General features: G+C 37.3%; 25 protein-coding genes and 1 tRNA gene. 23 read left to right on the forward strand and 3 right to left on the reverse strand.

Going from position 1 to position 25,217, the window contains the following annotated elements:
- Window positions 1-13: 13 nt before the first annotated feature.
- From IGJ46_RS03715 to IGJ46_RS03750, 8 genes are all read left to right on the forward strand, one after another.
- The gene (locus IGJ46_RS03715) at window positions 14-691 is read left to right on the forward strand and encodes a YggS family pyridoxal phosphate-dependent enzyme (protein ID WP_002358890.1); all 678 of its coding nucleotides are present in this window, start codon (window positions 14-16) and stop codon (window positions 689-691) included.
- Window positions 692-704: 13 nt separating this feature from the next.
- Window positions 705-1,349: a cell division protein SepF gene (locus tag IGJ46_RS03720; protein ID WP_002355901.1), complete on the forward strand. Its 645-nt coding sequence runs from the start codon at window positions 705-707 to the stop codon at window positions 1,347-1,349.
- A gap of 28 nt (window positions 1,350-1,377) precedes the next feature.
- Complete coding sequence (locus IGJ46_RS03725; RefSeq protein WP_002355902.1) at window positions 1,378-1,635, forward strand: YggT family protein; 258 nt, start codon at window positions 1,378-1,380, stop codon at window positions 1,633-1,635.
- Between the two features lie 26 nt (window positions 1,636-1,661).
- Entirely contained in the window at window positions 1,662-2,444 is a 783-nt protein-coding gene (locus tag IGJ46_RS03730) for an RNA-binding protein (protein ID WP_002355903.1), read from the forward strand.
- Window positions 2,445-2,595: 151 nt separating this feature from the next.
- Window positions 2,596-3,297 carry a cell division protein DivIVA gene (divIVA, locus tag IGJ46_RS03735; RefSeq protein WP_002355904.1) on the forward strand — a complete coding sequence of 234 codons (702 nt, stop codon included), beginning with the start codon at window positions 2,596-2,598 and terminating at the stop codon, window positions 3,295-3,297.
- A gap of 310 nt (window positions 3,298-3,607) precedes the next feature.
- The gene (gene ileS, locus IGJ46_RS03740; protein WP_002387984.1) at window positions 3,608-6,388 is read left to right on the forward strand and encodes an isoleucine--tRNA ligase; all 2,781 of its coding nucleotides are present in this window, start codon (window positions 3,608-3,610) and stop codon (window positions 6,386-6,388) included.
- A gap of 318 nt (window positions 6,389-6,706) precedes the next feature.
- Complete coding sequence (locus IGJ46_RS03745) at window positions 6,707-7,186, forward strand: LMxysn_1693 family intestinal colonization protein (RefSeq protein ID WP_002369874.1); 480 nt, start codon at window positions 6,707-6,709, stop codon at window positions 7,184-7,186.
- A gap of 217 nt (window positions 7,187-7,403) precedes the next feature.
- On the forward strand, window positions 7,404-7,814 hold the full coding sequence (locus tag IGJ46_RS03750; RefSeq protein WP_224800302.1) for a CPBP family intramembrane glutamic endopeptidase: 411 nt from the start codon (window positions 7,404-7,406) through the stop codon (window positions 7,812-7,814).
- A gap of 45 nt (window positions 7,815-7,859) precedes the next feature.
- On the opposite strand, the gene zwf is transcribed toward IGJ46_RS03750, so the two are convergent.
- The 3 genes from zwf to IGJ46_RS03765 form a co-directional block, all read right to left on the reverse strand.
- Window positions 7,860-9,383 carry a glucose-6-phosphate dehydrogenase gene (gene zwf / locus IGJ46_RS03755; protein ID WP_375343100.1) on the reverse strand — a complete coding sequence of 508 codons (1,524 nt, stop codon included), beginning with the start codon at window positions 9,381-9,383 and terminating at the stop codon, window positions 7,860-7,862.
- The gene (locus IGJ46_RS03760) at window positions 9,383-10,051 is read right to left on the reverse strand and encodes a metal-dependent transcriptional regulator (protein WP_002358896.1); all 669 of its coding nucleotides are present in this window, start codon (window positions 10,049-10,051) and stop codon (window positions 9,383-9,385) included. Before IGJ46_RS03760 ends, zwf begins: the two co-directional genes overlap by 1 nt.
- A gap of 171 nt (window positions 10,052-10,222) precedes the next feature.
- A complete protein-coding gene (locus tag IGJ46_RS03765; protein ID WP_002397919.1) occupies window positions 10,223-10,591 on the reverse strand; it encodes a DUF4828 domain-containing protein in 369 nt (122 codons plus the stop codon).
- A 198-nt stretch (window positions 10,592-10,789) separates the two neighbouring features.
- On the opposite strand from IGJ46_RS03765, the gene sfsA reads away from it, so the two are divergent.
- The 15 genes from sfsA (at window position 10,790) to IGJ46_RS03840 (ending at window position 25,151) form a co-directional block, all read left to right on the forward strand.
- On the forward strand, window positions 10,790-11,521 hold the full coding sequence (gene sfsA, locus IGJ46_RS03770) for a DNA/RNA nuclease SfsA (protein ID WP_218391472.1): 732 nt from the start codon (window positions 10,790-10,792) through the stop codon (window positions 11,519-11,521).
- 105 nt (window positions 11,522-11,626) lie between these two features.
- Window positions 11,627-12,625 carry a Gfo/Idh/MocA family protein gene (locus IGJ46_RS03775; RefSeq protein ID WP_002355910.1) on the forward strand — a complete coding sequence of 333 codons (999 nt, stop codon included), beginning with the start codon at window positions 11,627-11,629 and terminating at the stop codon, window positions 12,623-12,625.
- Between the two features lie 26 nt (window positions 12,626-12,651).
- A complete protein-coding gene (locus IGJ46_RS03780; RefSeq protein WP_002383417.1) occupies window positions 12,652-13,953 on the forward strand; it encodes a DEAD/DEAH box helicase in 1,302 nt (433 codons plus the stop codon).
- 44 nt (window positions 13,954-13,997) lie between these two features.
- Window positions 13,998-16,703, forward strand: coding sequence for a sigma 54-interacting transcriptional regulator (locus IGJ46_RS03785; RefSeq protein ID WP_002355912.1), 2,706 nt, complete (start codon window positions 13,998-14,000; stop codon window positions 16,701-16,703).
- A gap of 228 nt (window positions 16,704-16,931) precedes the next feature.
- Complete coding sequence (locus IGJ46_RS03790) at window positions 16,932-17,249, forward strand: PTS sugar transporter subunit IIB (RefSeq protein ID WP_010818309.1); 318 nt, start codon at window positions 16,932-16,934, stop codon at window positions 17,247-17,249.
- Window positions 17,250-17,390: 141 nt separating this feature from the next.
- The gene (locus IGJ46_RS03795; RefSeq protein WP_002369870.1) at window positions 17,391-18,854 is read left to right on the forward strand and encodes a PTS sugar transporter subunit IIC; all 1,464 of its coding nucleotides are present in this window, start codon (window positions 17,391-17,393) and stop codon (window positions 18,852-18,854) included.
- 43 nt (window positions 18,855-18,897) lie between these two features.
- On the forward strand, window positions 18,898-19,116 hold the full coding sequence (locus IGJ46_RS03800) for a hypothetical protein (RefSeq protein ID WP_002355915.1): 219 nt from the start codon (window positions 18,898-18,900) through the stop codon (window positions 19,114-19,116).
- 13 nt (window positions 19,117-19,129) lie between these two features.
- Window positions 19,130-19,330 carry a DUF3188 domain-containing protein gene (locus tag IGJ46_RS03805; RefSeq protein ID WP_002355916.1) on the forward strand — a complete coding sequence of 67 codons (201 nt, stop codon included), beginning with the start codon at window positions 19,130-19,132 and terminating at the stop codon, window positions 19,328-19,330.
- Window positions 19,330-19,740, forward strand: coding sequence for a DUF3284 domain-containing protein (locus IGJ46_RS03810; protein ID WP_002355917.1), 411 nt, complete (start codon window positions 19,330-19,332; stop codon window positions 19,738-19,740). Before IGJ46_RS03805 ends, IGJ46_RS03810 begins: the two co-directional genes overlap by 1 nt.
- Before the next feature lie 275 nt (window positions 19,741-20,015).
- Window positions 20,016-20,342 carry a PTS sugar transporter subunit IIB gene (locus IGJ46_RS03815; RefSeq protein WP_002355918.1) on the forward strand — a complete coding sequence of 109 codons (327 nt, stop codon included), beginning with the start codon at window positions 20,016-20,018 and terminating at the stop codon, window positions 20,340-20,342.
- A gap of 22 nt (window positions 20,343-20,364) precedes the next feature.
- Entirely contained in the window at window positions 20,365-20,685 is a 321-nt protein-coding gene (locus tag IGJ46_RS03820; RefSeq protein ID WP_002355919.1) for a PTS lactose/cellobiose transporter subunit IIA, read from the forward strand.
- 65 nt (window positions 20,686-20,750) lie between these two features.
- Window positions 20,751-22,028, forward strand: coding sequence for a PTS sugar transporter subunit IIC (locus IGJ46_RS03825; RefSeq protein ID WP_002355920.1), 1,278 nt, complete (start codon window positions 20,751-20,753; stop codon window positions 22,026-22,028).
- Window positions 22,029-22,111: 83 nt separating this feature from the next.
- Entirely contained in the window at window positions 22,112-23,506 is a 1,395-nt protein-coding gene (locus tag IGJ46_RS03830; protein ID WP_010707738.1) for a glycoside hydrolase family 1 protein, read from the forward strand.
- A 57-nt stretch (window positions 23,507-23,563) separates the two neighbouring features.
- Window positions 23,564-24,757, forward strand: a complete 1,194-nt coding sequence (locus IGJ46_RS03835) for a GNAT family N-acetyltransferase (RefSeq protein WP_002378142.1) — start codon at window positions 23,564-23,566, stop codon at window positions 24,755-24,757.
- A gap of 320 nt (window positions 24,758-25,077) precedes the next feature.
- Window positions 25,078-25,151: transfer RNA gene (locus IGJ46_RS03840), tRNA-Arg, on the forward strand.
- Window positions 25,152-25,217: the final 66 nt, after the last annotated feature.

Raw genomic sequence — 25,217 nt, forward strand, 5'->3', positions numbered from 1 at the left:
GCATCGATTAGAAATGATAGCTGAAAACTTAACAAATATTAATAATCAACTTCAGCTAGCATGCAAAAGCTCACAGCGCTCTGTTGCTGATGTGACAATGATTGGCGTCACTAAATCAGTAGGAATTGAGGAAGCAGCAGAGCTTGTTCAGCTTGGTGTCCAGAATTTAGCTGAAAACCGAGTAGATAAGTTACTAGAAAAGAAAGCTGGATTGGAAAAATTTAATGATATTCAGTGGCATTTAATTGGTAATTTACAACGTAGGAAGGTAAAATTAATTATTAATGAGATAGATTATTTTCATGCATTAGATAGTCTGAGTCTAGCCAAAGAAATTCAAAAAAGAGCAACGAAAGTTATTCGTTGTTTTGTTGAAGTGAATATAACTGGAGAAGAAAGCAAGCACGGCTTTCGTAAAGAAGACGTCTTACCTTTCATTCAAGAACTTGCTGATTTGGACAAAATTCAAATCGTCGGTCTAATGACTATGGCACCTTTTGGGGCAAGTGAAGAAGTATTACATGCAACATTTAGAGAATTAAAAGAGCTGCAAATGACCGTAAATGAGAAACATTTATCTTTTGCTCCTTGTACAGAACTTAGCATGGGAATGAGTAACGATTTCCCAATCGCAGTTGAAGAAGGTGCAACTTTTATACGAATCGGAACAGCGTTATTCAGAGATGCGTAAAGGAGAGGAATTTATGTCAATTTTTAACAAGGATGCGTTATCGAGCTTTTTTGGCTTATCTGGCGAAGAAGATGATTATTATGATAACTACGAAGAATATGAAGAGCGCAAAGCAGTTAATGAACCACCGCGTCGTGCAGCTCGGCCTAAACCACAACGCCCTGTTCAACAACAGGAAAGTTACAGTCAGCCAGCTTATACACAACAAAGTGAGCCTGTAGTTGAAAAACCTTCTGCACGCTATCGTTCTGCTGAAGCGCATCAAGAAAGAGACACACAACAAGCTGCTTACACAGAGAAAAAAGTGGTTTCTATGCGTAGTTCTAATCAATCAGCGACTACGAATACAAGACGAGCACAAGAAAGCACCGCCAATGCAAAAACACATAAAATTACTATTATTGAACCACGTGTGTATTCAGAAGCAATGAGCATTGCGAAACATTTATTTGCTGAAGAAGCTGTGCTAGTTAATTTTACATTAGTAGAAGAAGACCAAGCACGACGCATCGTTGATTTCTTAACTGGTACTGTGTATGCTTTAGACGGAGATATTCAGCGCGTTGGCAATGAAATCTTCTTATGCACACCAGCGAATATGGAAATTGATAGTGCGACAGCACAATCTTTAGCCAACAAACAATTCTTTGATTTCTAAGCCTTAGGGAGGTGTTATTATCGCAACACTGATTACTCTATTATACAAAGGCGTTCAAATCTATTCAGGATTACTAGTGATTTACGCGCTACTTTCATGGTTTCCAGGAGCATATGATTCTGCTTTCGGGCGTTTGCTCTCTAGAATTTGTGAACCATACTTAAGTTTGTTTGACCGTTTGAATTTAAGGATTGGAATGGTTGGATTTAACGTAATGGTAGGGATTATTGTCCTTAACCTAGCAGCGGGTGGCTTAGCAGTCATTTTACGAGCTATTGTTTATTAATAACTTTTAGAAAGGATGATTTATCTATGAACGCAAATGTGTATCAACATTTCCGCAAAGATGAACATCCTTTTATTGACACTGTCGGGGATTGGCTAGAGCAAGTGGAGATGCAATACGCGCCTTATTTGACAGACTTTCTTGATCCTAGACAGGCGTATATTTTGGAAACGTTGATTCGACAAAACAGTGATTTATCGTTTACTTTTTATGGTGGTTATGAGCAAGCAGAACGAAAACGCTGCTTGATTTATCCAGCGTATTACATACCAGAAGAGACAGATTTTGGTGTTGTATTATTTGAAATTATTTATCCATCTAAATTTGCGACATTATCTCATGGGAAAATTTTAGGCACCTTGATGAATGTTGGGGTTCGTAGGGAAGCCTTTGGAGATATTATTTCCGATGGTGATAAGTGGCAGGTTTTTATAGCACAAGAAGTAGCTGGCTTCGTTGTTAACCAAGTCGACAAAATTGGTAAAATTACTGTTCGTTTAGAAGAGCGGGATTATACACAAATTTTGATACCGAAGGATGGTTGGCAGGAAGAGCGAACGACTATGAGCTCTTTGCGGCTGGATAGTGTGATTTCCGCCGTATTTAATATTTCAAGGCAGCGATCAAAACAATTGATCGAATCTGGTAAAGTAAAAGTCAATTGGACAGAAACGACACGACCAGATTTTGCTTTAGACTTATTAGATATTGTTTCGATACGGGGATTTGGGCGCCTTCAGATTCAAGAATTAGAAGGAAAAACAAAGAAAGAAAAATTTCGTGTCCTCTTAGGGGTATTGAGAAAATAATCTCGAACTTTTGTTTAAGAAAACCATTTTGGCTGTTCATTCAGACGAAGTTGTGTATAATAAAAAAAGTAAGATATTTGCTATTTCAGGATTAGTATGAGAATGTGTTCATAAGGGGTTTTACAAAAATAATCCAAAGAGGTGAAGGAATATGGCATTAACTCCATTAGATATTCAAAACAAAGACTTCTCAACAAAAATGAGAGGCTATAACCAAGACGATGTAGATGACTTTTTAGATCAAGTCACACGTGATTATGAAGATGCATTACAAAAAAATCGTGAACTTGAGAAATCATTAAAACACGCAGAAGAAAAATTACAATACTTCAATGAATTGAAAGATGCATTGAACCAATCAATTATTGTTGCACAAGATACCGCTGATAAAGTGAAATCAAGTGCCAATAAAGAATCAGAAATGATTATCACTTCGGCAGATAACCAAGCCAAAGAAACCTTGGTAGAAGCTGAACGTAAATCAAATGCAATGATTGCAGATGCTGAAGCGAAATCAACACAAATCTTAGCAGAAGCAATTGAACGTGCCCGTCAATTAGCTGGGGAAACAGAAGACTTGAAGAAGAAAACACGTGTCTTCCATCAACGCTTAAGCTTAATGCTTGAAACTCAATTAGAGCAAGTGAAGAGTGAAGAGTGGGAAGAGATTTTAAAGCCTTTTTCTAGTTATGTCGGAGACAAACATACAGCAGTTAAGGAAATTCTTGATGAACAAGACCTTGACAACGAAAATGAAACTGTTGTAAACTCTGAAGAGAACACAGATGCTGTAGTAGAAAAAAAGCCTGTAATTGAAGTCACTGAAGAAACAATTGAAGAAGAATCAAAATAGATAGAACAGAACGTTTAATGTTTATTCTTAGCAGCGAGTCAATGATAGTGAAAGTTTGACAGACACTGGCATTAAACAGATCCTCTATCCTAGATGCAGTTCTGAACACTTGAGTAGGAACTGCCGGATAATTACCGTTATCAATTTCAGAGAAAGTAGGGGCAACTCTACTTTGAATTTGGGTGGTAACACGAGTACTTCGTCCCTTGGGATGGAGTACTCTTTTTTTATCTACTTTTATCAGCTATCGTTCATCTTTAGTATGAACTAACACAATTAAATCGATAAAATGAAAGCGAGGCAAATGCATATGAAAATGAAAGAAACATTGCAATTAGGAAAAACAGCTTTTCCAATGCGTGGGAACTTGCCAAACCGTGAAGCAGAATGGCAAAAAGACTGGGAAGAAAAAGGCTTATATGAACAACGTCAAAAATTAAACGAAGGAAAACCAACCTTTGTTTTACATGATGGCCCTCCGTATGCAAACGGAAATATTCATTTAGGACATTCTTTGAATAAAATCAGTAAAGATATTATTATTCGTTCAAAATCAATGTCTGGTTTCCGTTCTCCTTATGTGCCTGGTTGGGATACTCATGGTTTACCAATTGAGCAAGTGTTAACCAATAAAGGGGTTAAACGTAAAGAAATGACTGTCGCTGAGTATCGCGAAAAATGTAAAGAGTATGCCTTATCACAAGTCGATAAACAACGTAACGATTTTAAACGTTTAGGTGTGTCAGGCGATTGGGAACATCCATACATTACGTTAGATCCAGAGTATGAAGCAGCAGAAATTCGTGTTTTTGGTAAGATGGCAGAAAAAGGCTATATTTATAAAGGCTTAAAACCAATTTATTGGTCTCCTTCAAGTGAATCTTCTTTAGCAGAAGCAGAAATTGAATACAAAGATGTAAAATCACCTTCTATTTACGTAGCTTTTAATGTGGCCGATGGTAAAGGTCTTTTAGATAACGAGACAGCCTTCGTCATCTGGACGACAACCCCTTGGACATTACCAGCCAACTTAGGTATTTCAGTTAATCCTGATTTTACGTATGTTGAAGTGAAGGCAGACGGTCGTAAATTTGTAATTGCTAAAGATTTATTAGCAACAGTTAAAGAAGCGGTTGGTTGGGAAGAAGTAGAAGTCTTGCGAGAATTTTCTGGTGAAAAATTAGATCGTATGACAGCTCAACATCCATTCTATGATCGAACATCACTTGTTATGCTAGGCGACCACGTGACGCTAGATGCTGGGACTGGCTTAGTTCATACCGCACCAGGACATGGGGAAGATGACTATATCGTTAGCCGTAAATATGATTTACCTGTTATTTCTCCTGTTGACAGCCGTGGGGTCTTTACAGATGAAGCACCTGGTTTTGAAGGAATTTTCTATGACAAAGCGAATCCAATGATTACTGAGTTATTAGAAGAAAAAGGCGCGTTATTAAAATTAGATTTCTTTACGCATAGTTATCCACATGACTGGCGTACCAAAAAACCAGTTATTTACCGTGCAACGCCACAATGGTTTGCTTCAATCTCTAAATTCCGTCAAGATATTTTAGATGAAGTTGAGAAAGTTGACTGGCTAATTCCTTGGGGAAAAACACGTTTGTATAATATGATTCGTGACCGTGGTGATTGGGTAATCTCTCGTCAAAGAGCGTGGGGTGTACCATTACCGATCTTCTATGCTGAAAATGGAGAAGCCATCATTACGCCAGAAACAATTGAACATGTAGCGAATTTATTTGCAGAACATGGATCAAATATCTGGTTTATGCGTGAAGCAAAAGAGTTACTACCAGCCGGCTTTACACATCCAGGTTCACCAAATGGCGAGTTTACCAAAGAAACAGATATCATGGACGTTTGGTTTGACTCAGGTTCTTCACATGAAGGAGTTTTACGAGAAAGAGAAGAGTTAACTTTCCCAGCAGATATGTATTTAGAAGGTTCTGACCAATATCGTGGTTGGTTTAACTCAAGTATTACAACAAGTGTCGCTATCAATGGAGTAGCGCCTTATAAATCAATTATTTCTCAAGGGATGGTTCTCGATGGCGAAGGCCGTAAGATGAGTAAATCGTTAGGCAATACTATCTTACCTGAAAAAGTTATCAATCAAATGGGGGCAGATATCTTACGCTTGTGGGTAAGTAGTGTTGACGCGGAAGCCGATGTGCGTGTCTCAATGGATATCTTAAACCAAGTATCTGAAGTGTACCGGAAAATCCGTAATACTATGCGTTTCTTGTTAGCGAATACGAGTGATTTTAATCCAGCTGAGCATACTGTAGCTTATGCCGATTTACGTTCTGTAGATAAATACATGACGGTTCGTTTAAATCAAGTCATTCAAGAAATCCGTGAAAATGGTTATGAAAAATATAATTTCATGCATATTTATCGGACAGTTATGAACTTCTTAACTGTAGATTTATCTTCTTTCTATTTAGACTTTGCGAAAGATGTCGTTTATATTGAAGCTGAAAACGATTATCAACGTCGTTGTATGCAGACTGTTTTCTATCAAACATTGGTTTCGTTAACAAAATTATTGACACCAATTATTCCACATACAGCGGAAGAAATTTGGAGTTTCTTACAAGAAGAAGAAGAGTATGTGCAATTAGCTGAATTCCCAGGTTACGAAACGTTTACTAATGAAGAAGAATTGATGGATACATGGGCAGCCTTTATGGATTTCCGTGACAATGTCTTAAAAGCGTTGGAAGAAGCTCGTCATTCTAAATTAATCGGTAAATCGTTAGAAGCCAAAGTGACCGTTTATCCAAATGAACAAATTCGTCAATTAATGACAGCTGTTGATGCAGATATTGCTCAATTACTAATTGTTTCCGACTTTGAAGTATCAAAAGAAGTAGCACCTAGTGAAGCTGTTCAATTTGAAGACATGGCTATTTTAGTTGAAAAAGCAGAAGGCGAAACGTGTGACCGTTGTCGTTCCGTTCGTCAAGATGTCGGCTCAGATGAAAAATTACCAACACTTTGTGGCCGTTGTGCACACATTGTTGAAGAAAATTATCCAGAAGCGGTTGCTGAAGGATTCGAATAAACAAGGAAAAAAGAGTGGTACATGTTATGTAGTGACCCCAAAAAGTTAGACTTTTTATGAGGTCGGGACAGAAGTGTTTAACTCCGAGAAATAAGAAGAAATTTCCGAAAATTGTTCTTTAATTTTTGGAGAATTTCAGCTTATTTCCGAAGGAGTTGCTTCTGTTCCCGCCGTTTATAAGTTTTTGAGCGTGGAGCAAAAATCCAAAGTGATTTTTGTCCCACGTTCATTTTTTATGCAGTTTTCAAATCATAATATTCTGAATATTCTTGACAATGTTTCGCTTCTAAATTATAATTAGGTAACCTAAAAAGGAGTGTGATTGTTTTGAAAAAATTAGTTTTTGGGATTGTTATGTTTGGTTTTGTTGGAGTATTGTCGAGTCAAAATGTACATGCAGCGGAGGAATCTATTAATAGCGATGGAAATGTTCAAGTAAATTCTGAATTTGAGATAGAAGATGATGAGTATTATTATGTTTTTGACAGCGGGAATGAAGTACCCTCGTTAGCCAGAACATGGTCTCAAGCAACAAGTTGGAGTATTGTAAGAGGTACTAGAACTTATCTTGGCACTGAAACTCATAAACGAGGAATAACGCTTAGTGCAACTGTTCCTGTAGGTCCTGTGAGTGTTAAAGCAGAAGCTACTTATTCGGCTAGTGGCAAGTTTAGAAAATATAGACAATATGCAAGAATTACAGTGAGGTATAATGTTTATAGAAAGGTCGATAATCGATATGTAGCCACTAGAACAGCAGTAGCTAATACATCTTACATTTCATATGTAGCTATTTAATTTAACTATGCAACTAAAATATAAAAAAATCAGTTATCTTTTTTTCTTCAGTTATTTTAGTTTTATTCTACCAAGATTAGGGACTCCATTCTTTTACTTAGTAGATAATCAATACCAAGTATATCAAAGTTGTGTTTACTTGTTGGTAGCTGGATTCTTTTTTTATAGAGAACTCTTAAATCAGCTACGACTAATTAATAAAAAAAGATTGTTTTGTTTGATTATTGTTTACCTAATTGGTGAGGGCATGATTTATCTTGGCTTAAATAGTACATTGAATCATTCATTATCCAAAATCTGTTTTGATGAATGGATTCCTTCGTTTTCTAGGGCTTTTGAAGTACTTATCTTTGCACCAATCATAGAAGAACTAGTCTATAGATATTGTTTGATTCCGCCAAAAAAAGGTTTTCTTAAGTATCTTATGATTGTCATCAGTAGTTTTGTCTTTGCATATATGCATGCAGAAGTCAATGGAATCGATGGTCAACTTATTTTGTTATTACCTTATTTTAGTGCAGGGATTTTATATGGTGTCTTATATGGCTATTATCAAAATATTTGGTATTCCATTAGTGCTCATTTTACTTGGAATCTAATGGTTATATTGCTCACTTATTTACACTAAAAAAAGATCCGCTAGTTGTTAACTAGCGGATCTTTTTTGGCTTATTTATTGATCAAGTTGACCGCGGTCACGGTACCAGTTATCTGGTTGCCATTCCCAAGTAAAGCCATCTTTTTCTAATAAGTCGAAGGCAGCTTGCGGGCCCATTGTGCCAGCGGCATAATTAGGGAAAGAAACGTCTGTTTTATTCCAAGCATGTCGAATAATGTCAACAATGCGCCAAGATTGGGCAACTTCGTCCCAATGAGAGAAGTTTGTACTATCGCCATTTAGGCAGTCTAATAGAAGTTTTTCGTATGCTTCTGGACTATTTTCAGTCATTTCAGCACTTTGACGGAAATCAAGTTTCACTGGAGTTGTATTGAACCCTTGACCGATTTCTTTTCCATTTAAGGTTAATGAAAATCCTTCAGTTGGTTGGATATAGATAGTTAAAACATTCGGTGGTAAATCGGTTTTATCGCATTCTTCACACGTATCATCTTTGAAGACATTAATAGGTACTTGTTTAAAGACGATGTTAATGCGTGTGCCTTTTTCAGTTAATCGTTTACCTGTGCGAACATAGAAAGGGACGCCAGACCAACGGAAATTATCAATTAAAAATTTACCAGCAACAAAAGTTTCAGTGGATGAAGTTTCTGCCACATTCGGTTCATCACGATAGGCTGCAAATGTTTGATCAGCTAGCTGACCTTCGCCGTATTGTCCACGCACGAAATTTTGAAGGGCTTCTTCTTCAGAATAAAGGCGGATGGCACGTAAAGCTTTTACTTTTTCAGTCCGAATTTCTTTTTCAGAAAAGGCAACAGGAGGCTCCATAGAAAGCAAAGCAACGACTTGTAAAATATGATTTTGAACCATATCTTTTAGTGCACCACTGTGGTCATAATAGCCGCCACGATCCTCGACACCTAAGCTTTCAGCGAAGGTGATTTGGACATTATCAATGTAACGATTGTTCCATTGTGATTCAAAAATATTATTGGCAAAACGAATGGCTGAAATATTTTGGATCATTTCTTTGCCTAAGTAATGGTCAATTCGGAAAATATCTTGTTCAGGAAATGCAGCACGAATTTCTTCATTTAATTCGTAGGCAGATTCATAATCAGAACCAAATGGCTTTTCGATAATTAGACGATCAAAGCCTTCTTCCGAAATAATATGTTGTGATTTCAAGTGATTAACAATGGTTCCAAAGAATTGAGGAGCCATAGCTAGATAGTAAACATGATTGCCTTCTAAGTGGTATTGTTCATTTAGGCGATCAGATAATTCTTTTAAGGTATTATAATGTTCCGTATCATTCACATTATGTGATTGGTAATAGAAATGACTAGAAAATTCAGTTGCCTCTTCGGCCGTGGGATTTAAGTCTTGAATGGTTTCACGAACGATTTCACGATAGTATTCGTCTGTCCATTCCCGACGTGCGGTACCAATCACCGCAAAACGCTCAGCTAATAATCCTTTTTTATATAAGCGGAACAGGGAAGGATACAATTTACGTTTGGCAAGATCACCTGTCCCCCCGAAAATAGTAAATAATGCTACTTTTTCATTCATTAGTTTTCCTCACTTTCTCTAATCAACGGCTCAACAAAAATTGTGTTTGCTGCTTTAAAGCTGACGGATAATTCTTTGTTTTCATTATAAATGGTGATCGGTCCTTCATATGCAGCAATTTCTTTAATCGTATATTCTTCTTGAATATTTAAATCAATGGAAACTAAATAATCCAGTAATTCTTTTTCGTCTAAGACACGTGCAATCCGAATTTTTGTGCCAACAGGGTAGTCTGTTAACGTTTGGCGTTTCTCCTCATGAATGGGTTGATTATCTTCGGGAATAACACCACCGTGTGGACAAAATTCTGGATGATTTAAATAATCCGCTAAACGGTTCACAAGCGTCTGTGAAGTAACATGTTCTAAAACTTCTGCCTCTTCGTGCACATCATTCCAAGTGTAATTTAAGTGCTCTACTAAAAAGACTTCCCAGATTCGGTGTTTGCGAATTAACGTACTCGCTTTTTTTAAGCCTTTTTCAGTTAATTGTACCCCTTGATAAGGAGAATGCTCAACCAAATCTTCTTTTACTAACTTTGAAATCATCTCACTAACCGAAGCTGCCGAAACATCGAGTCCAGAAACAATTTGTTTATTATTCACTTTAACTTCGTCGCCACCTAATTCAAAAATTAATTTTAAATAGTCTTCGCGATTTGGTGTCATAGGGGCTCATCCTTTCAAAAAAACATCATCCTAAGTTTATCAGAAAAAGGCGCATTTGACTATTTAATAATATTCAAGTTGTAAGAAAACTTTCTGAATGCTTTTGCAAGGGATGTAAAAAAATAAATCACCCACCGCACATACTTCATTTTATGTGTCGTGGGTGATTTATTAATTGTAAATAGCCCGTTCTAGTGTGTAGGTTTCGTCGTCGGCTTCATCGTAAAGCGTCGCAGGGACACCATTTTCACATTGAATGATTAAATGGTAACCTAACTTGTCTAAGATAACTAAGCGTTTAGGGGTTAATTCAACAAGCAAGGCATGCATTTGTTTGCCATCAATGAAAACATTGAAAGATGAGGTGATTTCTAAGGTGTGTTGCGTGGCTTTCTTCACGTCTACAAACCACCAATGCCCAGTATAATTGTGTTGAAGCTCCTGTGGGGAAGGGAGCTGTTTATTTTTTTTCCAGAGGATAGAGCCTGCTAATCCAGTAAGTAAAGATGCGCCAACCAAGAAAGTCCAATGTTTTTTCAAAGAAATTCCTCCTAACCTTCATTTTCATTTATTCGTCTTCGTTACCTTTATTATATAGAACTTGTCTAAAATATTCGACTAAATCGCTGAGAATTGACAAATATTTAATGATTGACACAAGATAGTAAAATTGTTGGTTTTGGTCTATACTTTTCCTTGTTTTTTTATGGTATAGTGTGTAAGAAAGGAAGTCTGTGTATGAAGTACCCGAATGTCCAACTTGCTTATTTTATCGAACGACCCAATCGGTTTATTGCACACTGTCGTTTAATGGAAACGAATGAAGAAGTAATCACACATGTCAAAAATACTGGCAGAGGGAAAGAAGTTTTTTTACCAGGTGCTGTTGTGGCGCTTAGTTATCAACCATCGCCTAAAAGAAAAACAGATTACGATTTGATTGCAGTAAAAAAAGGTTCTTTTTGGATTAATATTGATAGCCAAGTACCGAATACATTAGTCAATGAAGCGTTAAAAAATGGTCAAATTGTGTTTCCTGGTTTAGTTGGTACGATCCAAACTGTTAAACGTGAGCAACGATTTGCACATTCAAAATTTGATTTTCTAGTGGAAACGGATGCGGACGAACAAGCTTTTGTCGAAGTGAAAGGCATGACTTTAGAAAATAAAGGCATCGGTGCTTTTCCTGACGCGCCAACACTTCGTGGCTTGAAGCATGTCACTGAACTAATGGCTGCAACTAAAGCGGGTTACCGCTGTTACATTTTGTTTGTGGTCCAATTTGAAGAAATTAAGCAAGCAACGATTCACCAAGAGATGCAACCTGCCTTTGCTGAAAATCTGGGTGCTGCAATTGATCAAGGTGTGCAAGTCCTTGCTTACAATTGCCACGTAACACCAGCAACGATTGAACTTAAGTCACAGGTAACCTTTGATTTATTACAGGCATTTGATGATCCTAATAAATAACTTGAAGAACTCCTAGCGCTTTAAGGCAGGGTAATTACGTGACTTTTGTACGAGAGATTACTATTATAAAGAGAGTAAATAAACAAAAAATGGAGGTTTTTGATTATGATACATTTAGGCGTAATTGGTACCAATTGGATTAGTCATCAATTTGTTGCAGCAGCTTTAGAAACGGGTGCGTATGATTTAACGGCTGTTTATTCTCGGAAACTAGCAACGGCACAAGAATTTGGCTCTCGCTATGGGGATGTGGAATATGCAATTGATTTAGAGACGTTTTTTGGTATTGCACATATGGATACGGTTTATATTGCCTCACCAAATTCATTACATTTTGAACAAGCGAAACAAGCAATTTTAGCGAAAAAAAATGTAATTGTTGAAAAACCAGCTTTTTCAACGCCTGATGAGATGGCAGAAATTATTGAATTAGCGAATAAAAATCGTGTGTATTTCTTTGAAGCGGCCCGTAATATTCATGAGCAAAGTTTCCAAAAAATTGCTGAATTATTGCCATTAAAAAACCAAATTTTAGGTGCGAATTTTACGTATATGAAATATTCTTCTCGCTATGATCAAGTATTAGAAGGCAAAGAGCCAAATATTTTTTCTCCTCATTTTTCTGGGGGAGCCTTAGCAGATTTAGGCGTTTATTTAGTTTATGCAGCCTTGGGCTGGTTTGGCGTACCAAACGAAAGCCATTATTTTGCTAGTAAAATTGCGACAGGTGTCGATGGCTTAGGAACAATTATTTTACGATATGATCAGTTTGACGTGACGTTAAACACTGGGAAAATTAGTGATTCTTTTGCGCCATCCGAAATTTACTTTGAAAACGGGACCTTGATTTTAGATAGTGTCAATGCTATTTCTTCGGCTGAGTACCATGATCGCGCACATGAAGAACGTGATGTCTTAGATATTCAAGTAGCCGATAATCCAATGATTGAAGAAGCCCGTGATTTTGCAGCAGTTTTAAATAACCCAACAGATAAGTATTGGGGCACCAAGTATGAAGAATGGGTTGAGCTTGCTCGAAATGTCAATAAAGTAGTCACTGATTTACGTCATAGTGCCGGCATTATTTTTGATGCTGATAAATAAGAATTAAGCGATAGGAAAGGAACAATATGAGATTTTTAGAACAACTTCCAGAGGCTTGGCAAGAACAGTGGCAAGCTTCTGGCTTTAACGAACCATCAACAATTCAAGAAAAAAGTTTTACGCCCCTTCGCGAAGGAGAAAATGTTTTAGGAATTTCGCCGACAGGAACTGGAAAAACACTTGCTTACATGCTGCCTTTACTCTTAACTGTTGAAAAAGGACAGGGAAATCAATTGTTGATTATTGCTCCGTCTCAAGAATTAGCTATGCAAATTGCTGAAGTTGCTCGGACTTGGGCTAAACCACTTCAATTAACGGTTCAAACGTTAATCGGCGGGGCAAATGTTTCACGCCAGATTGACAAGTTAAAAAAACGTCCCGAAGTGTTAATCGGAACGCCAGGTCGGATTTTAGAGTTAATGAAGAACAAAAAAGTCAAAGCTCAGTTGTTAAAAACAATTGTAATGGATGAAGTTGATCAACTTTTCCAAGAGGAAGAGCTAAGTTTAACCAAACAAATTTTGACACACACACCAACCGAATACCAACTTGTCTTTTATTCAGCGACTGCTGATCGTGTCGTGAATCAAGCGCAATCTTTAAGTCAAAAATTACAGGTGATTGATGTGACGGAAGAAGATACTTCAGCAGGTCAAGTCGCCCACTACTTTATTCGGTTAGCACCAAGAAAAAAAGCTGATTACTTACGTCGTTTGGCCCATACAGAAGCATTCAGAAGCATGGTCTTTTTCAATCAAGTTGCTGATTTAGGTGCAGCAGAAGAAAAATTAGTTTATGAGAATGTTCCGGCTATTGGTCTGGCTTCAGATCAAAGTAAACAGTTGCGTAAATTGGCGATCGATCAATTTAAAGCAGAACGAGTGAAGTTGTTATTAACCACGGATATTGCGGCACGGGGCTTAGATTTCACTGGGGTCCCTTACGTCGTAAACGTAGATGTTCCTTTAACCGAAGAGAGCTATATTCATCGTTCTGGTCGCGTTGGCCGGATGGGTGCACAAGGGGCAGTGATTACGTTTATCAACGATGGCACCAAAAGGGATTATCAACGTTTGATGAAACAATTGGCCATTCCTTATCAGGAAATCTTTTTATATGATGGTGCACTTCATGAGCAGCCAAAAGCCAAAGATGAACTAGAAAAAAAGAACGTAGTCAAAGATACGTCTTCAGAAAAAAAGAGTACGAAAGAAAGAAAACCAGAAACAGTAAATTCTGTTGTCAAAGAACCACAAGAAACACGCAAAAAGAAGAAAAACAAAAAGAAAAACACGAAAAATAAAGGAGCTCGTAAAGCGAAGAAATAACGCTTTACGAGCTTCAAGCAGAACGTTGTATCGAGGAGGATTCCATGAAATCTCGGAAGGAAGAAATCTTAGCGTTACTTCAAAAAAATGAAACTGGCTTAACGGCAGGAGCGGTAGCAGAACAGTTAATGATTGATCGCAGTAATGCCAGCCGTTATTTAAATGAATTATTCAAAGAAAAGAAAATTACTAGAAGTACTGGACGTCCTGTTATCTATTCAGTGCCAACAATCAATGAAGGAGAACAAGTCCATGTAGATGAGTCCACCTCTGTTAGTTTTGACACATTAGTAGGTGCCAATGATTCTTTAAAAGTGAGTATTCAGCAGGCCAAGGCGGCTATTTTATATCCACCAAGAGGTTTGCATACGATTATTTTTGGGAAAACAGGAACAGGGAAATCTCTTTTTGCTGAATGTATGTACCGTTTTGCCATTGATTCAAAAACCTTAGATGAAGATGCCCCTTTTGTCTCTTTTAATTGTGCTGATTATGCACAAAACCCACAATTATTATTTGGTCATATCTTTGGCGTAAAAAAAGGTGCCTATACTGGTGCGAATGAAGATAGTCCAGGCTTAATGGCAAAAGCAGATGGCGGGATTCTCTTTTTAGATGAAATTCATCGCTTACCGCCAGAAGGTCAAGAAATGCTCTTTACGTTTATTGATAAAGGCGTGTACCGTCCATTAGGAGAAAGTGGCCAAACCTATGAAGCCTCTGTTCAAATTATTGGTGCGACAACGGAATCCTCAGAAAACTTTTTAACCACTTTTAATCGGCGGATTCCGATGTCGATTACATTACCATCTTTAGATGCACGGACGCTAGATGAGCGTTATGCCATCATTTCGTTATTTATTCAGCAAGAGGCAACACGTTTGGGCCAGCAAATTGATATCGAACGCGAAGCAGTTTTGGCTTTTATGTTATACGATGCAGAAGGAAATATTGGTCAGGTGAAGCGGGACTTAAAATTAGTTTGTGCTAAGTCATTTCTTTATTATCGGACGCACAATTTAGAACATTTGGTTATCCGTAAACGGGATTTGTCGTTACCTGTCCAAAAAGGATTATTAAAAATTAAAGAAGTACCTGAGCGCTTGGATCAATTTGTCGACAGTAAAAGTAATTATTTATCTTTCCAACCAGGTACCAACAAAATTGTTTGGTCGCAAGATCCAGCTAGAGACATGCAAGTTTACAATGAAATCGAAGAAAAAGTCGCTGACTTGTCTGAAGCTGACTTAGAAAATGTTGATTTAGAAGAATTGATTTCTAAAGATATGAATGCGTATTTTAAAAATTATGTCGAAGAATTAACCCAACATTCTTTACATAAGGAGTTATTACCAGAAGCTATTTGGGACTTAACGAATCGTCTTTATGATATCGCAGAAGAGCGTTTGGAACACACGTACAATGAAACAGCACGCTTTGCCTTTGCGCTTCATTTACAAAGTACGATTGAACGTGTCAAAGAAGGTCACGTGATTGTCCATCCTGATTTAAATAATGTCCGTAAAAATATGAAAAAAGAATTTCAAGTAGCCTTAGATTTATCTTCTATTATTGAAGAAGAGAACAACATAGAGATTCCTTTCGATGAAATTGGCTTTATTAGTATGTTTTTATCTATTAATGTCGGTAAAGAAGAAAGAACTCCAGAAAATAATGTTGGTGTGTTCGTCTTAATGCATGGGGATTCTACTGCCTCAAGTATGTTGAAAACCGCCCAAGAACTTTTAGGAACGTCAATCGGAACAGCGATGAATATGCCGTTAACGATGGAAGTTCAAACAATGTATGAACAATTACGAAACCAAGTAATTACGCAAAAAGAATCGTTAAACAATGGGATTTTATTACTGACGGATATGGGTTCATTAAATTCGTTTGGAAATATGTTGTTTGAAGAAACAGGTATCCGAACGAAGGCGATTACAATGACGAGCACAATGATTGTCTTAGAAGCTATTCGAATGGCAAGCGTGGGACGAAGTTTAGAGGACATTTACCAAAATATTCAACTTTCTTTTGAAAGCGTTGTGAGAGAACAATTTCGTTCTAGTCTGCAAAAACGTCAAAACGTAAAAAAAGCAGTAATCGTGACGTGCTTTACAGGAGAAGGGGTTGCCGCAAAACTATACCAACGAATCTTACCCGTTATTGATGAAACAAAAGTGGAACTGATTCAAATGCAATTTATTGAACGAGAAACGTTTAAAAAACATATCGACAACTTGATGGAAGAATATGAAATTAAGGCCATTGCGGGAACTGTGGATGTTGAATATCAAAATATTCCCTTCTTTTCCGTCTATGATATTTTTGATGATGAAAAATTAAATGTATTGAAACGGATTGCTAGTGATGAAGTGGCAATTGATACAATTGTTCATTCACTAAGTGGCGTCATTACTTCTGTGGACTCCTTACAAAAATTAATTCTCATGTTACAAAAAACAGTTCATCAAATACAAACAGACATGCATATTATTGTTGAACCAGGGGTGGATGCCGGAATCATGATTCATTTGGCTTTTCTGGTAGATGCTTTAATTAAAGGAGAAGAAGCAAGAACTTTTCCAAACTTAGCGGAATATGTTAAAACACATCGTTTAGAAATCGATGTCGTACGCACGAATTTTATGTTAATTGAACGGGCGTATCGTGTGACGATTCCAGAAGCGGAAGTTGCGCATGTTACCCAAATGTTCTTAGAAAATGAAATTAAAAGTAAACAATAATAAATAAAAAAACATCAAGAAATGAGAAAACGCTCTCTTTTTTCTTGATGTTTTCTTTTTGTAAGTTACACACAATTTCATGTGTGTAAGCGTTTTCTTTTAGTGTGTGCACGCTTTTTTTGATGGTGAAAGCTGTTATATCAGCATTTTAATGAGGAAAAAACTTGGCACAATTATTGCTATAAATAAAGTGTATAACGTCATAATTTTTAAGGAGATGAAGAAAAAATGACAAAAAAAACAATTATGTTAGTTTGTTCCGCAGGAATGAGCACGAGTTTATTAGTAACAAAAATGCAAAAAGCAGCAGAAGATCGTGGCATGGAAGCAGACATCTTTGCAGTATCGGCTTCTGAAGCAGATACAAACTTGGAAAATAAAGAGGTGAATGTTTTACTTTTAGGTCCACAAGTTCGTTTCATGAAAGGGCAATTTGAACAAAAATTACAACCAAAAGGGATTCCTTTAGATGTAATTAACATGGCAGATTATGGCATGATGAATGGCGAAAAAGTTTTAGATCAAGCAATCTCATTAATGGGATAAGGAATTAAAACGTTTAAGAAAAGTGAATAGCAAACAAGGATAGTGCATGTTACCAAAGGTTTTATTTTGTACGCTCGATTCATTCGTTTAATGAGGCTACTGCCTTTTTAATAAATATAAATGGATACAGGAGGAATAAAAATGAACGGATTAATGGCATGGATGGAAAAATATATCTTACCAACTGCCGCAAAAATTGGTGCACAGAAACATCTGGTGGCACTAAGGGATGCTTTTATTGGTACATTACCTGCGACAATGGCTGGATCAGTCGCCGTAATGATTAACGCAATTATTCGAGATCTTCCCCAAGAGTTTGTCTCAACTTATGCGGCAAGTTTGGAAGCAGACAAAGGTATTTTTGCAGTATTGAATGTCATCATTGGGATTAATGGTTTTGTTTGGAATGGTACATTGGCTATCGCTGGTTTGATTTTCGCTTTTTCTTGGGGCTATAACTTAGCGAAAGCATACAATGTGAATGAGCTAGCTGGTGGGATTGTCAGTTTAGCTACCTTAATTTCAGGTGTTGCTTTTGCACCAAATAACACAGCTGAATTAGCTGTGAAAGTGCCAGAAAAGATTGCCAACGCAATTAATGGGGCAGAAATTGGTGCGTCAATTGCTAATAATCAATTGACTGTCAATCCATGGGGTTGGTTAAATCTCAACCATTTAAATGGTAACGCTTTCTTTACGGTGATGATTATGGGCGCTTTATCAACCATTATTTTTTGTAAATTAATGCAAGCGGATTTAACAATAAAAATGCCTGATTCTGTACCACCAGCAGTTTCAAAAGCGTTTGCGGCAATTTTACCAGCAACAATCGCATTGTATGTCGTAGCAATTATTAACTTTACGGTGTCAAAACTTTCAGGCGGTCAATTATTAATTGACTTAATTCAAAAATATATCGCGGAACCGTTCCTTGGGTTATCACAAGGACTAGGCGCTGTGTTAATCGTAACGGTTTTTGTTCAAATTTTCTGGTTCTTTGGTATTCACGGTCCAAACGTTTTGGCACCAGTTCTTGAAGGAATTTGGGGACAAGCACAATTAATCAATATTGATATTTTCCAAAAAGGTTATGAAGGAAAAACAGGAACAGCTGCGGTTTTAGCCGCTATTGACGACGGTAAAGCCTACATGTGGGTCCGTGGTTCGTTTGATGCTTTTGCTTGGTTTGGTGGTTCAGGCGGTACAATTGTCCTAATTATTGCAATCTTGTTATTCTCCAAACGAGCAGATTATTTAACAGTTGGTAAATTATCATTAGGACCTGGGATCTTTAATATCAATGAACCGATTATGTTTGGTTTACCAGTTGTTCTGAATCCAATTATGTTTATTCCATTTGTAATTGCGCCATTAGTTGCTACTACAATTGGCTGGGTTGCAACGTATCTTGGGCTAGTCGCCCCAGTTTCTCAACAAGTCGCATGGGTGACACCGCCGTTGCTATTATCTTTCTTAGCGACAGGTGCCGACTGGCGCGCACCAATCGTAGCGTTGGTATGTATGGTAGTCACTTTCTTGATTTGGACACCGTTTGTTATCGCTGCTAACAAAATGGATCCTGCATTAGGCGAAAGAGAGCAATAAGCAATAAAAACAGCAATTACTTGTATAGAAAGGAGCAAGCGGCATGATTTCGATTGCAAGTGCAATGAAGCAAGAGGAAATTATTACTTTATTAGAGGCATATCAAGGGGAAAATGAAACATTTACTTTTAAAGAAAAGAATGGTATTAAGTTATTTTTTGAAGTTGAAGGAGACCCTGAAACTGCTGCACAAGTTGCAAAACAGCTGATTAAGGAACAACCTTGGGGAGGCGTTTTATACTTCCAAGCAACGGTAGTCTAAAAAGATAGGATGGATGAAAATGATTAGAAATGGATTATTTTTATGTAGTATTGGCTTCTTGATTGTTTTGTATTCGTTGAATCCCAGCTCCTTAAACTATGATTTATTAAGTCTGACAACGGGGATTTTTTTCATTGGACTTGGTGGTTACCTGTTTTTTAAAGGAAAAAAAGTTGCTGAAGAAGAGGCGACAAAGGATGAGGTGAAACGGTAATGGAAATTACGAAAACATTAACTATTTCAGCAGATGAATTTTACACGCAATTAATGAATTCTGTTATTTTTGATATCCGTAAGCAAACAGGCAAAACTCTTACAAGAAAGCAGTTGCGTAAGTTTGAATACATCAAAGAATATAGTAAAAATAGTCGCGCGAAAATAGTTATTGAAGAAGCTGTAGAAAATAAGACCTATCAATTTCGAACATCCACAACTAAAAATGATTTCTCGGTGCGGTATGAGCTCCAGCCAATTGATGAAAAAAGCTGTGAACTGCGTTATACAGAAACAATGGTTTCTTATGGGGCGTTACAAAAACTGAATGATGCAGTATTAGGTATCTTTTTAAGTTATTTTAAAAAGAAACAGTTTTATAAAATGCTTAAAATGATGGAAACTGCTTAAAGGGAAAAAGCGGCTTTTGTCCAGTTGATTCTCTTCAGCTTTAGAAAGTGAGCGATGAGTCGTTTCGACTTATCGCTCACTTTTTTTTGTTGCCCTATTATTTTGGAAACGCACACAAAAAAGCTGTGTGTAATCGTTTTATTTTTAGTGTGTACACGCTTTCCATGTTGAAAAACGTTGTCATATCAAGGTTTTCAATGTGTTAAAACTTGGCACGCTTCTTGCTTATATAAAGGTGTAAAGCAAAACAAAGAGAATTTAGGAGATGAAGGAAAATGGCAAAAAAAACAATTATGTTAGTTTGTTCCGCAGGAATGAGCACAAGTTTATTAGTAACAAAAATGCAAAAAGCAGCAGAAGATCGTGGCATGGAAGCAGACATCTTTGCAGTATCGGCTTCTGAAGCAGATACAAACTTGGAAAATAAAGAGGTAAATGTTTTATTATTAGGCCCACAAGTTCGTTTCATGAAAGGGCAATTTGAACAAAAATTACAACCAAAAGGGATTCCTTTAGATGTCATTAACATGGCGGACTATGGCATGATGAATGGCGAAAAAGTTTTAGATCAAGCAATTTCATTAATGGGATCATCAAACTAGAGCAGAAAATGGGGTAGAGGTAATGGACGGACAACAGAACTTAGAAGCAATCATGGGTTTAATCATGTATGGCGGAAATGCTAAAAGCGATGCAATGGAAGCGATTGCCGCAGCAAAATCGGGGGATTTTGAATTAGCAGACAAAAAAATTGCAGATGCAGAAGAATCACTTGTACATGCACATCATTCGCAAACAGGAATGTTAACAGAAGAAGCAAAAGGCAATAACATGCAAGTAACATTGTTAACAGTGCACAGTCAAGATCATTTAATGACTGCGATTGCATTTACAGATTTAGCAAAAGAAATTATCGATCTTTATCGCCGTATTGATAACGAGTAATCTCGTTGTCAATGCGTCTTATAAGAAAAACGCGCTTGAGAAAGCGTTAATTAGGAGGAATAACAATGGACGGATTTGTTCAATGGATGGAGAAACACTTTATGCCGAAAGCGTCAGTTATCGCAGCGCAACGGCACTTGGTAGCAATTCGTGACGCGTTTGTCGTAACGATGCCATTAATGATTTTAGGGGCTTTGGCGGTATTAATTAATAATATTCCAATTCCAGGATATGAGGACTTTTTAAACAAAATTTTCCCAATGATGTATAACGATGCACCAATTTGGAAAAGCTTTGGTGGTAACATTTGGAACGGTACATTCGCAATCTTTGCCGTTTTAGTAGCCTTTTTAGTAGCACACAATTTAGTTAAATCTTATGGAAAAGACGGCATTGCAGCCGGTACAGTTTCTGTAGCTTCATTCTTCGCAGTTGGCGGCTTAGAAGGCATGGGCGCAACTGGATTATTTATTGCTTTGATTATTGCACTTATTTCAGGAGAACTATTCCAACGTTTATCTGGCAATCCTAAATTAGTTATCAAAATGCCTGATGGTGTACCACCAGCAGTAGCAAAATCATTTGCGGCATTATTACCAGCAATGATTACAATCAGTTTATTTAGTTTAATTACATCAATTCTATTTGCTTTAGGAATTGACAATATCGTTATTTCATTCTATGAAGCAGTTCAACAACCATTTATGGGACTTGCAAACAGCTACCCATCAGCATTATTGTTAGCTTTCATTACACCATTCTTATGGTTCTTTGGTTTACATGGTGCCAACATGGTTGACCCATTAATGCAAACAATCAACGTACCAGCGATTGATGCGAACATTAAAGCTTTAGAAGCAGGTAAAGCAATTCCTTATATTGTAAACAAACCTTTCTTTGATTCATTTGTAAACTTAGGTGGAACAGGAGCAACATTAGGTCTGTTAATTGCTATCTTTATCGTTGGTCGTCGTAACAAACCATACAAAGTCATTACAAACTTAAGTTTAGCACCAGGACTATTTAATATTAATGAACCAGTCATGTTCGGTTTACCAATTGTTTTAAACCCAATTATGTTTATCCCATTCATTTTAGTCCCAATGGTTCTTGTAACTGTTGCGTATGTGGCGACAGCAACTGGTTTAGTACCAGCTGCAACCTTTATGCCACCTTGGGTAACACCACCAATTATTGGCGGATTTTTAGCAACGAAGAGTATCGCCGGCGGAGTTTTAGCAGCTGTTAACTTATTGATTTCTATTTTGATCTACATGCCTTTCGTAAAAGTAGCAACAGATCAATACTTGAAACAAGAAGCAGCCGCAGAAGCAGCTGAGTAAAAAATCGAAGGATTGAATCGTCCGGACTCTTACGGAGGGTTCAATCCTTTTTTTAATGATTAAATCGTAAAGGAGCAAACAACATGAAATATCAATTTCCAGAAAATTTTTGGTGGGGTTCTGCAGCCAGCGGTCCTCAAACAGAAGGCGTTTTTGAAGGTGATGGTAAAGGTCAAAATATTTGGGATTTTTGGTATCAAGAAGCGCCAGAAAAATTTTTTCAACAAGTCGGTCCAGATAAGACCTCACAATTTTATAAAAAATACCAAGAAGATATTCGGTTAATGAAAGAAACGGGACATAACTCTTTTCGAACATCCATTCAATGGAGCCGTTTAATTCCAGATCCTACAACAGGAAAAGTCAATCAAACAGCAGTTGATTTTTATAATCAAGTCATTGATGATTTATTAGAACACGGGATTGAGCCCTTTATGAACTTGTATCATTTTGATATGCCGATGGTACTTCAAGAAAAAGGCGGTTGGGAAAGCCGTGAAGTGGTTGATTTGTATGTTGACTTTGCCAAAACCTGTTTTGAATTGTTTGGCGATCGCGTGAAAAAATGGTTTACGCACAATGAACCAATTGTACCAGTTGAAGGTGGTTATCTCTATGGCTGGCATTATCCTGATAAAGTGAATCTAAAAGAAGGGATTCAAGTACTCTATCATGAAGCTTTAGCTAGTGCCAAAGCGATTGCCGTCTATCACTCTATGAACTTATCAGGTGAAATTGGCATTATTTTAAACTTAACGCCGACTTATCCTCGTGATGAGCACAACGAAGCCGATGTAAATGCGGCTAAATTTGTCGATGGTTTCTTTAACCGTTCGTTTTTAGACCCGGCTGTTAAAGGTCATTTTCCAGAAGATATGGTTGCTTGGGCGAAAGCAAATGACTTATTGCCAGAAACAACGCCAGAAGATTTAGCAATAATTGCTGAAAATACTGTGGACTTATTAGGAGTAAACTACTATCAACCACGTCGTGCCAAAGCAAAAGAAACACCTGTTGAAACACGACCAGAAGGCTTACTTCCAGAAGATTTTTATGATGTCTACGATATGCCTGGCAAAAAAATGAATCCTTACCGTGGCTGGGAAATCTACGAAAAAGGTATTTATGATACATTAATGAATTTAAAAGAAAATTATGGCAACATTCGCTGCTACATTTCAGAAAATGGCATGGGCGTAGAAGGAGAAGAACGCTTTGTCAATGAACAAGGAGTCATTGAAGATGATTATCGGATTGAATTCGTGCAAGATCACTTGAAATGGGTGCACCAAGCGATTCAAGAAGGTAGTAATGTTCAAGGATATCATATGTGGACGTGTATGGATAACTGGTCTTGGCTCAATGCCTATAAAAATCGTTATGGCTTCATCGCTGTGGATTTAGATGATGACGCGAAACGGACCATTAAGAAAAGCGGTCGTTGGTTCAAAGAAATGACAGCAAATAACGGCTTTTAGAAAGAGAACCGTTTCTGTGATAAAATGAATTGATACAATGTGCGAGGAGGAAAGAAAATGACAACTAAAAGAGTCAAAAAAATGGGCAAAGAAGAAATGAAAGAGATGTTTGATCTTGTTATCTATGCTTTTAATCAGGAACCCACGGCGGAACGCCAAGAACGTTTTGAAAAATTGTTGTCACATACGCAAAGCTATGGCTTCCTAATTGATGAGCAATTAACAAGTCAAGTGATGGCGACACCTTTTCAAGTGAATTTCCATGGTGTCCGCTATCCCATGGCTGGAATTGGCTATGTGGCTTCTTATCCAGAATATCGTGGTGAAGGCGGCATCTCTGCTATTATGAAAGAAATGTTGGCTGATTTAGCGAAACAAAAGGTTGCCCTTTCTTACTTAGCACCGTTTTCATATCCATTTTATCGTCAATATGGCTATGAACAAACATTTGAACAAGCAGAGTATACAATTAAAACGGAAGATTGGCCACGTGTTAAACGAGTTCCGGGTACCATTAAACGAGTTTCTTGGGCTGACGGTAAAGAGGTCATTAAAGACGTATACCTTGAAAATCAAAGAGCGCACTCTGGTGGTGTGATCCGTGAAACTTGGTGGCTGGATTATACGCTGAATCGTGCAAGTAAACCAAATAATCAAGCGATTTATTATTCGTCAGAAGGGAAAGCGGAAGGCTATGTGATTTATCGGATAGCTGCTGGCACCTTTGAAATCGTAGAATGGAACTATTTAACTAATACAGCTTTTAAAGCTTTAGCTGGGTTTATTGGCTCACATAGTGGTTCCGTTCAATCGTTCCATTGGATTAATGGTTTTGCTGGAAAAGATTTAAATGATTTAATGCCAACGCCAGCAGCTTCTGTAAAAATTTTACCTTACATGATGGCACGAATCGTTGAGTTACAAACATTTCTGGAAAAGTATCCATTTCAATCAGGAGAAAAAGAAACGTATTCTTTAGAGATTGAAGATTCCTATGGGCCATGGAATGAAGGCATTTGGACAATCACAATTGACGAACAAGGAAAAGCAACAGTGACTAAAGGTGCTGTGGAAAAAGAAGGGACTGCTGCTTTGAAAGCAGATATCCAAACGTGGACGCAACTATTCTTGGGCTATCGTTCAGCAGAAACGTTATCTTTTTATGAACGCTTGCAAGGAGATGCAACGACAGTTCAACGTTTAGGCCAACGTTTAGTCAAAGGCATGCCAATTTTAGAAGATTATTTTTAAAAGTGTGTTTATTCGCAAAAAATGACAGAACCTACTATAATAAAAATGTAAAAAGAATTATTTTAGAAAGGTGATGGGGACAATGGCGAAAAAGAAACAAGAAAAAGTTGCACGCAATAATAAAATTGGGCAATATATAGCTATTGCGACAGGACTTTATTATTTAGGAAAAATGATTCTTGATCGGCGGCAAAAAAAATAATAGATAAAAGAACGACGTGTTTCACTGAAAGAAAGTATCTCGCATAATTGTTTATGCGGGATACTTTCTTTTTGTCTATTGACAGATGTAGTGAAGACTTCTAAAATTAAAACAGATTGTTCTCGTAGCTCAGTAGGATAGAGCAACCGCCTCCTAAGCGGTAGGTCGCTGGTTCAATTCCAGTCGGGAACGTAAAAAACACCTTCCAAATGTTTATTTGATAGGTGTTTTGTTTTATTTGTGCCAAAAATGTGCCAA

Origin of the sequence: Enterococcus sp. AZ120, from assembly GCF_050546165.1 — a bacterium.
Classification (GTDB): Bacteria; Bacillota; Bacilli; order Lactobacillales; family Enterococcaceae; genus Enterococcus; species Enterococcus faecalis.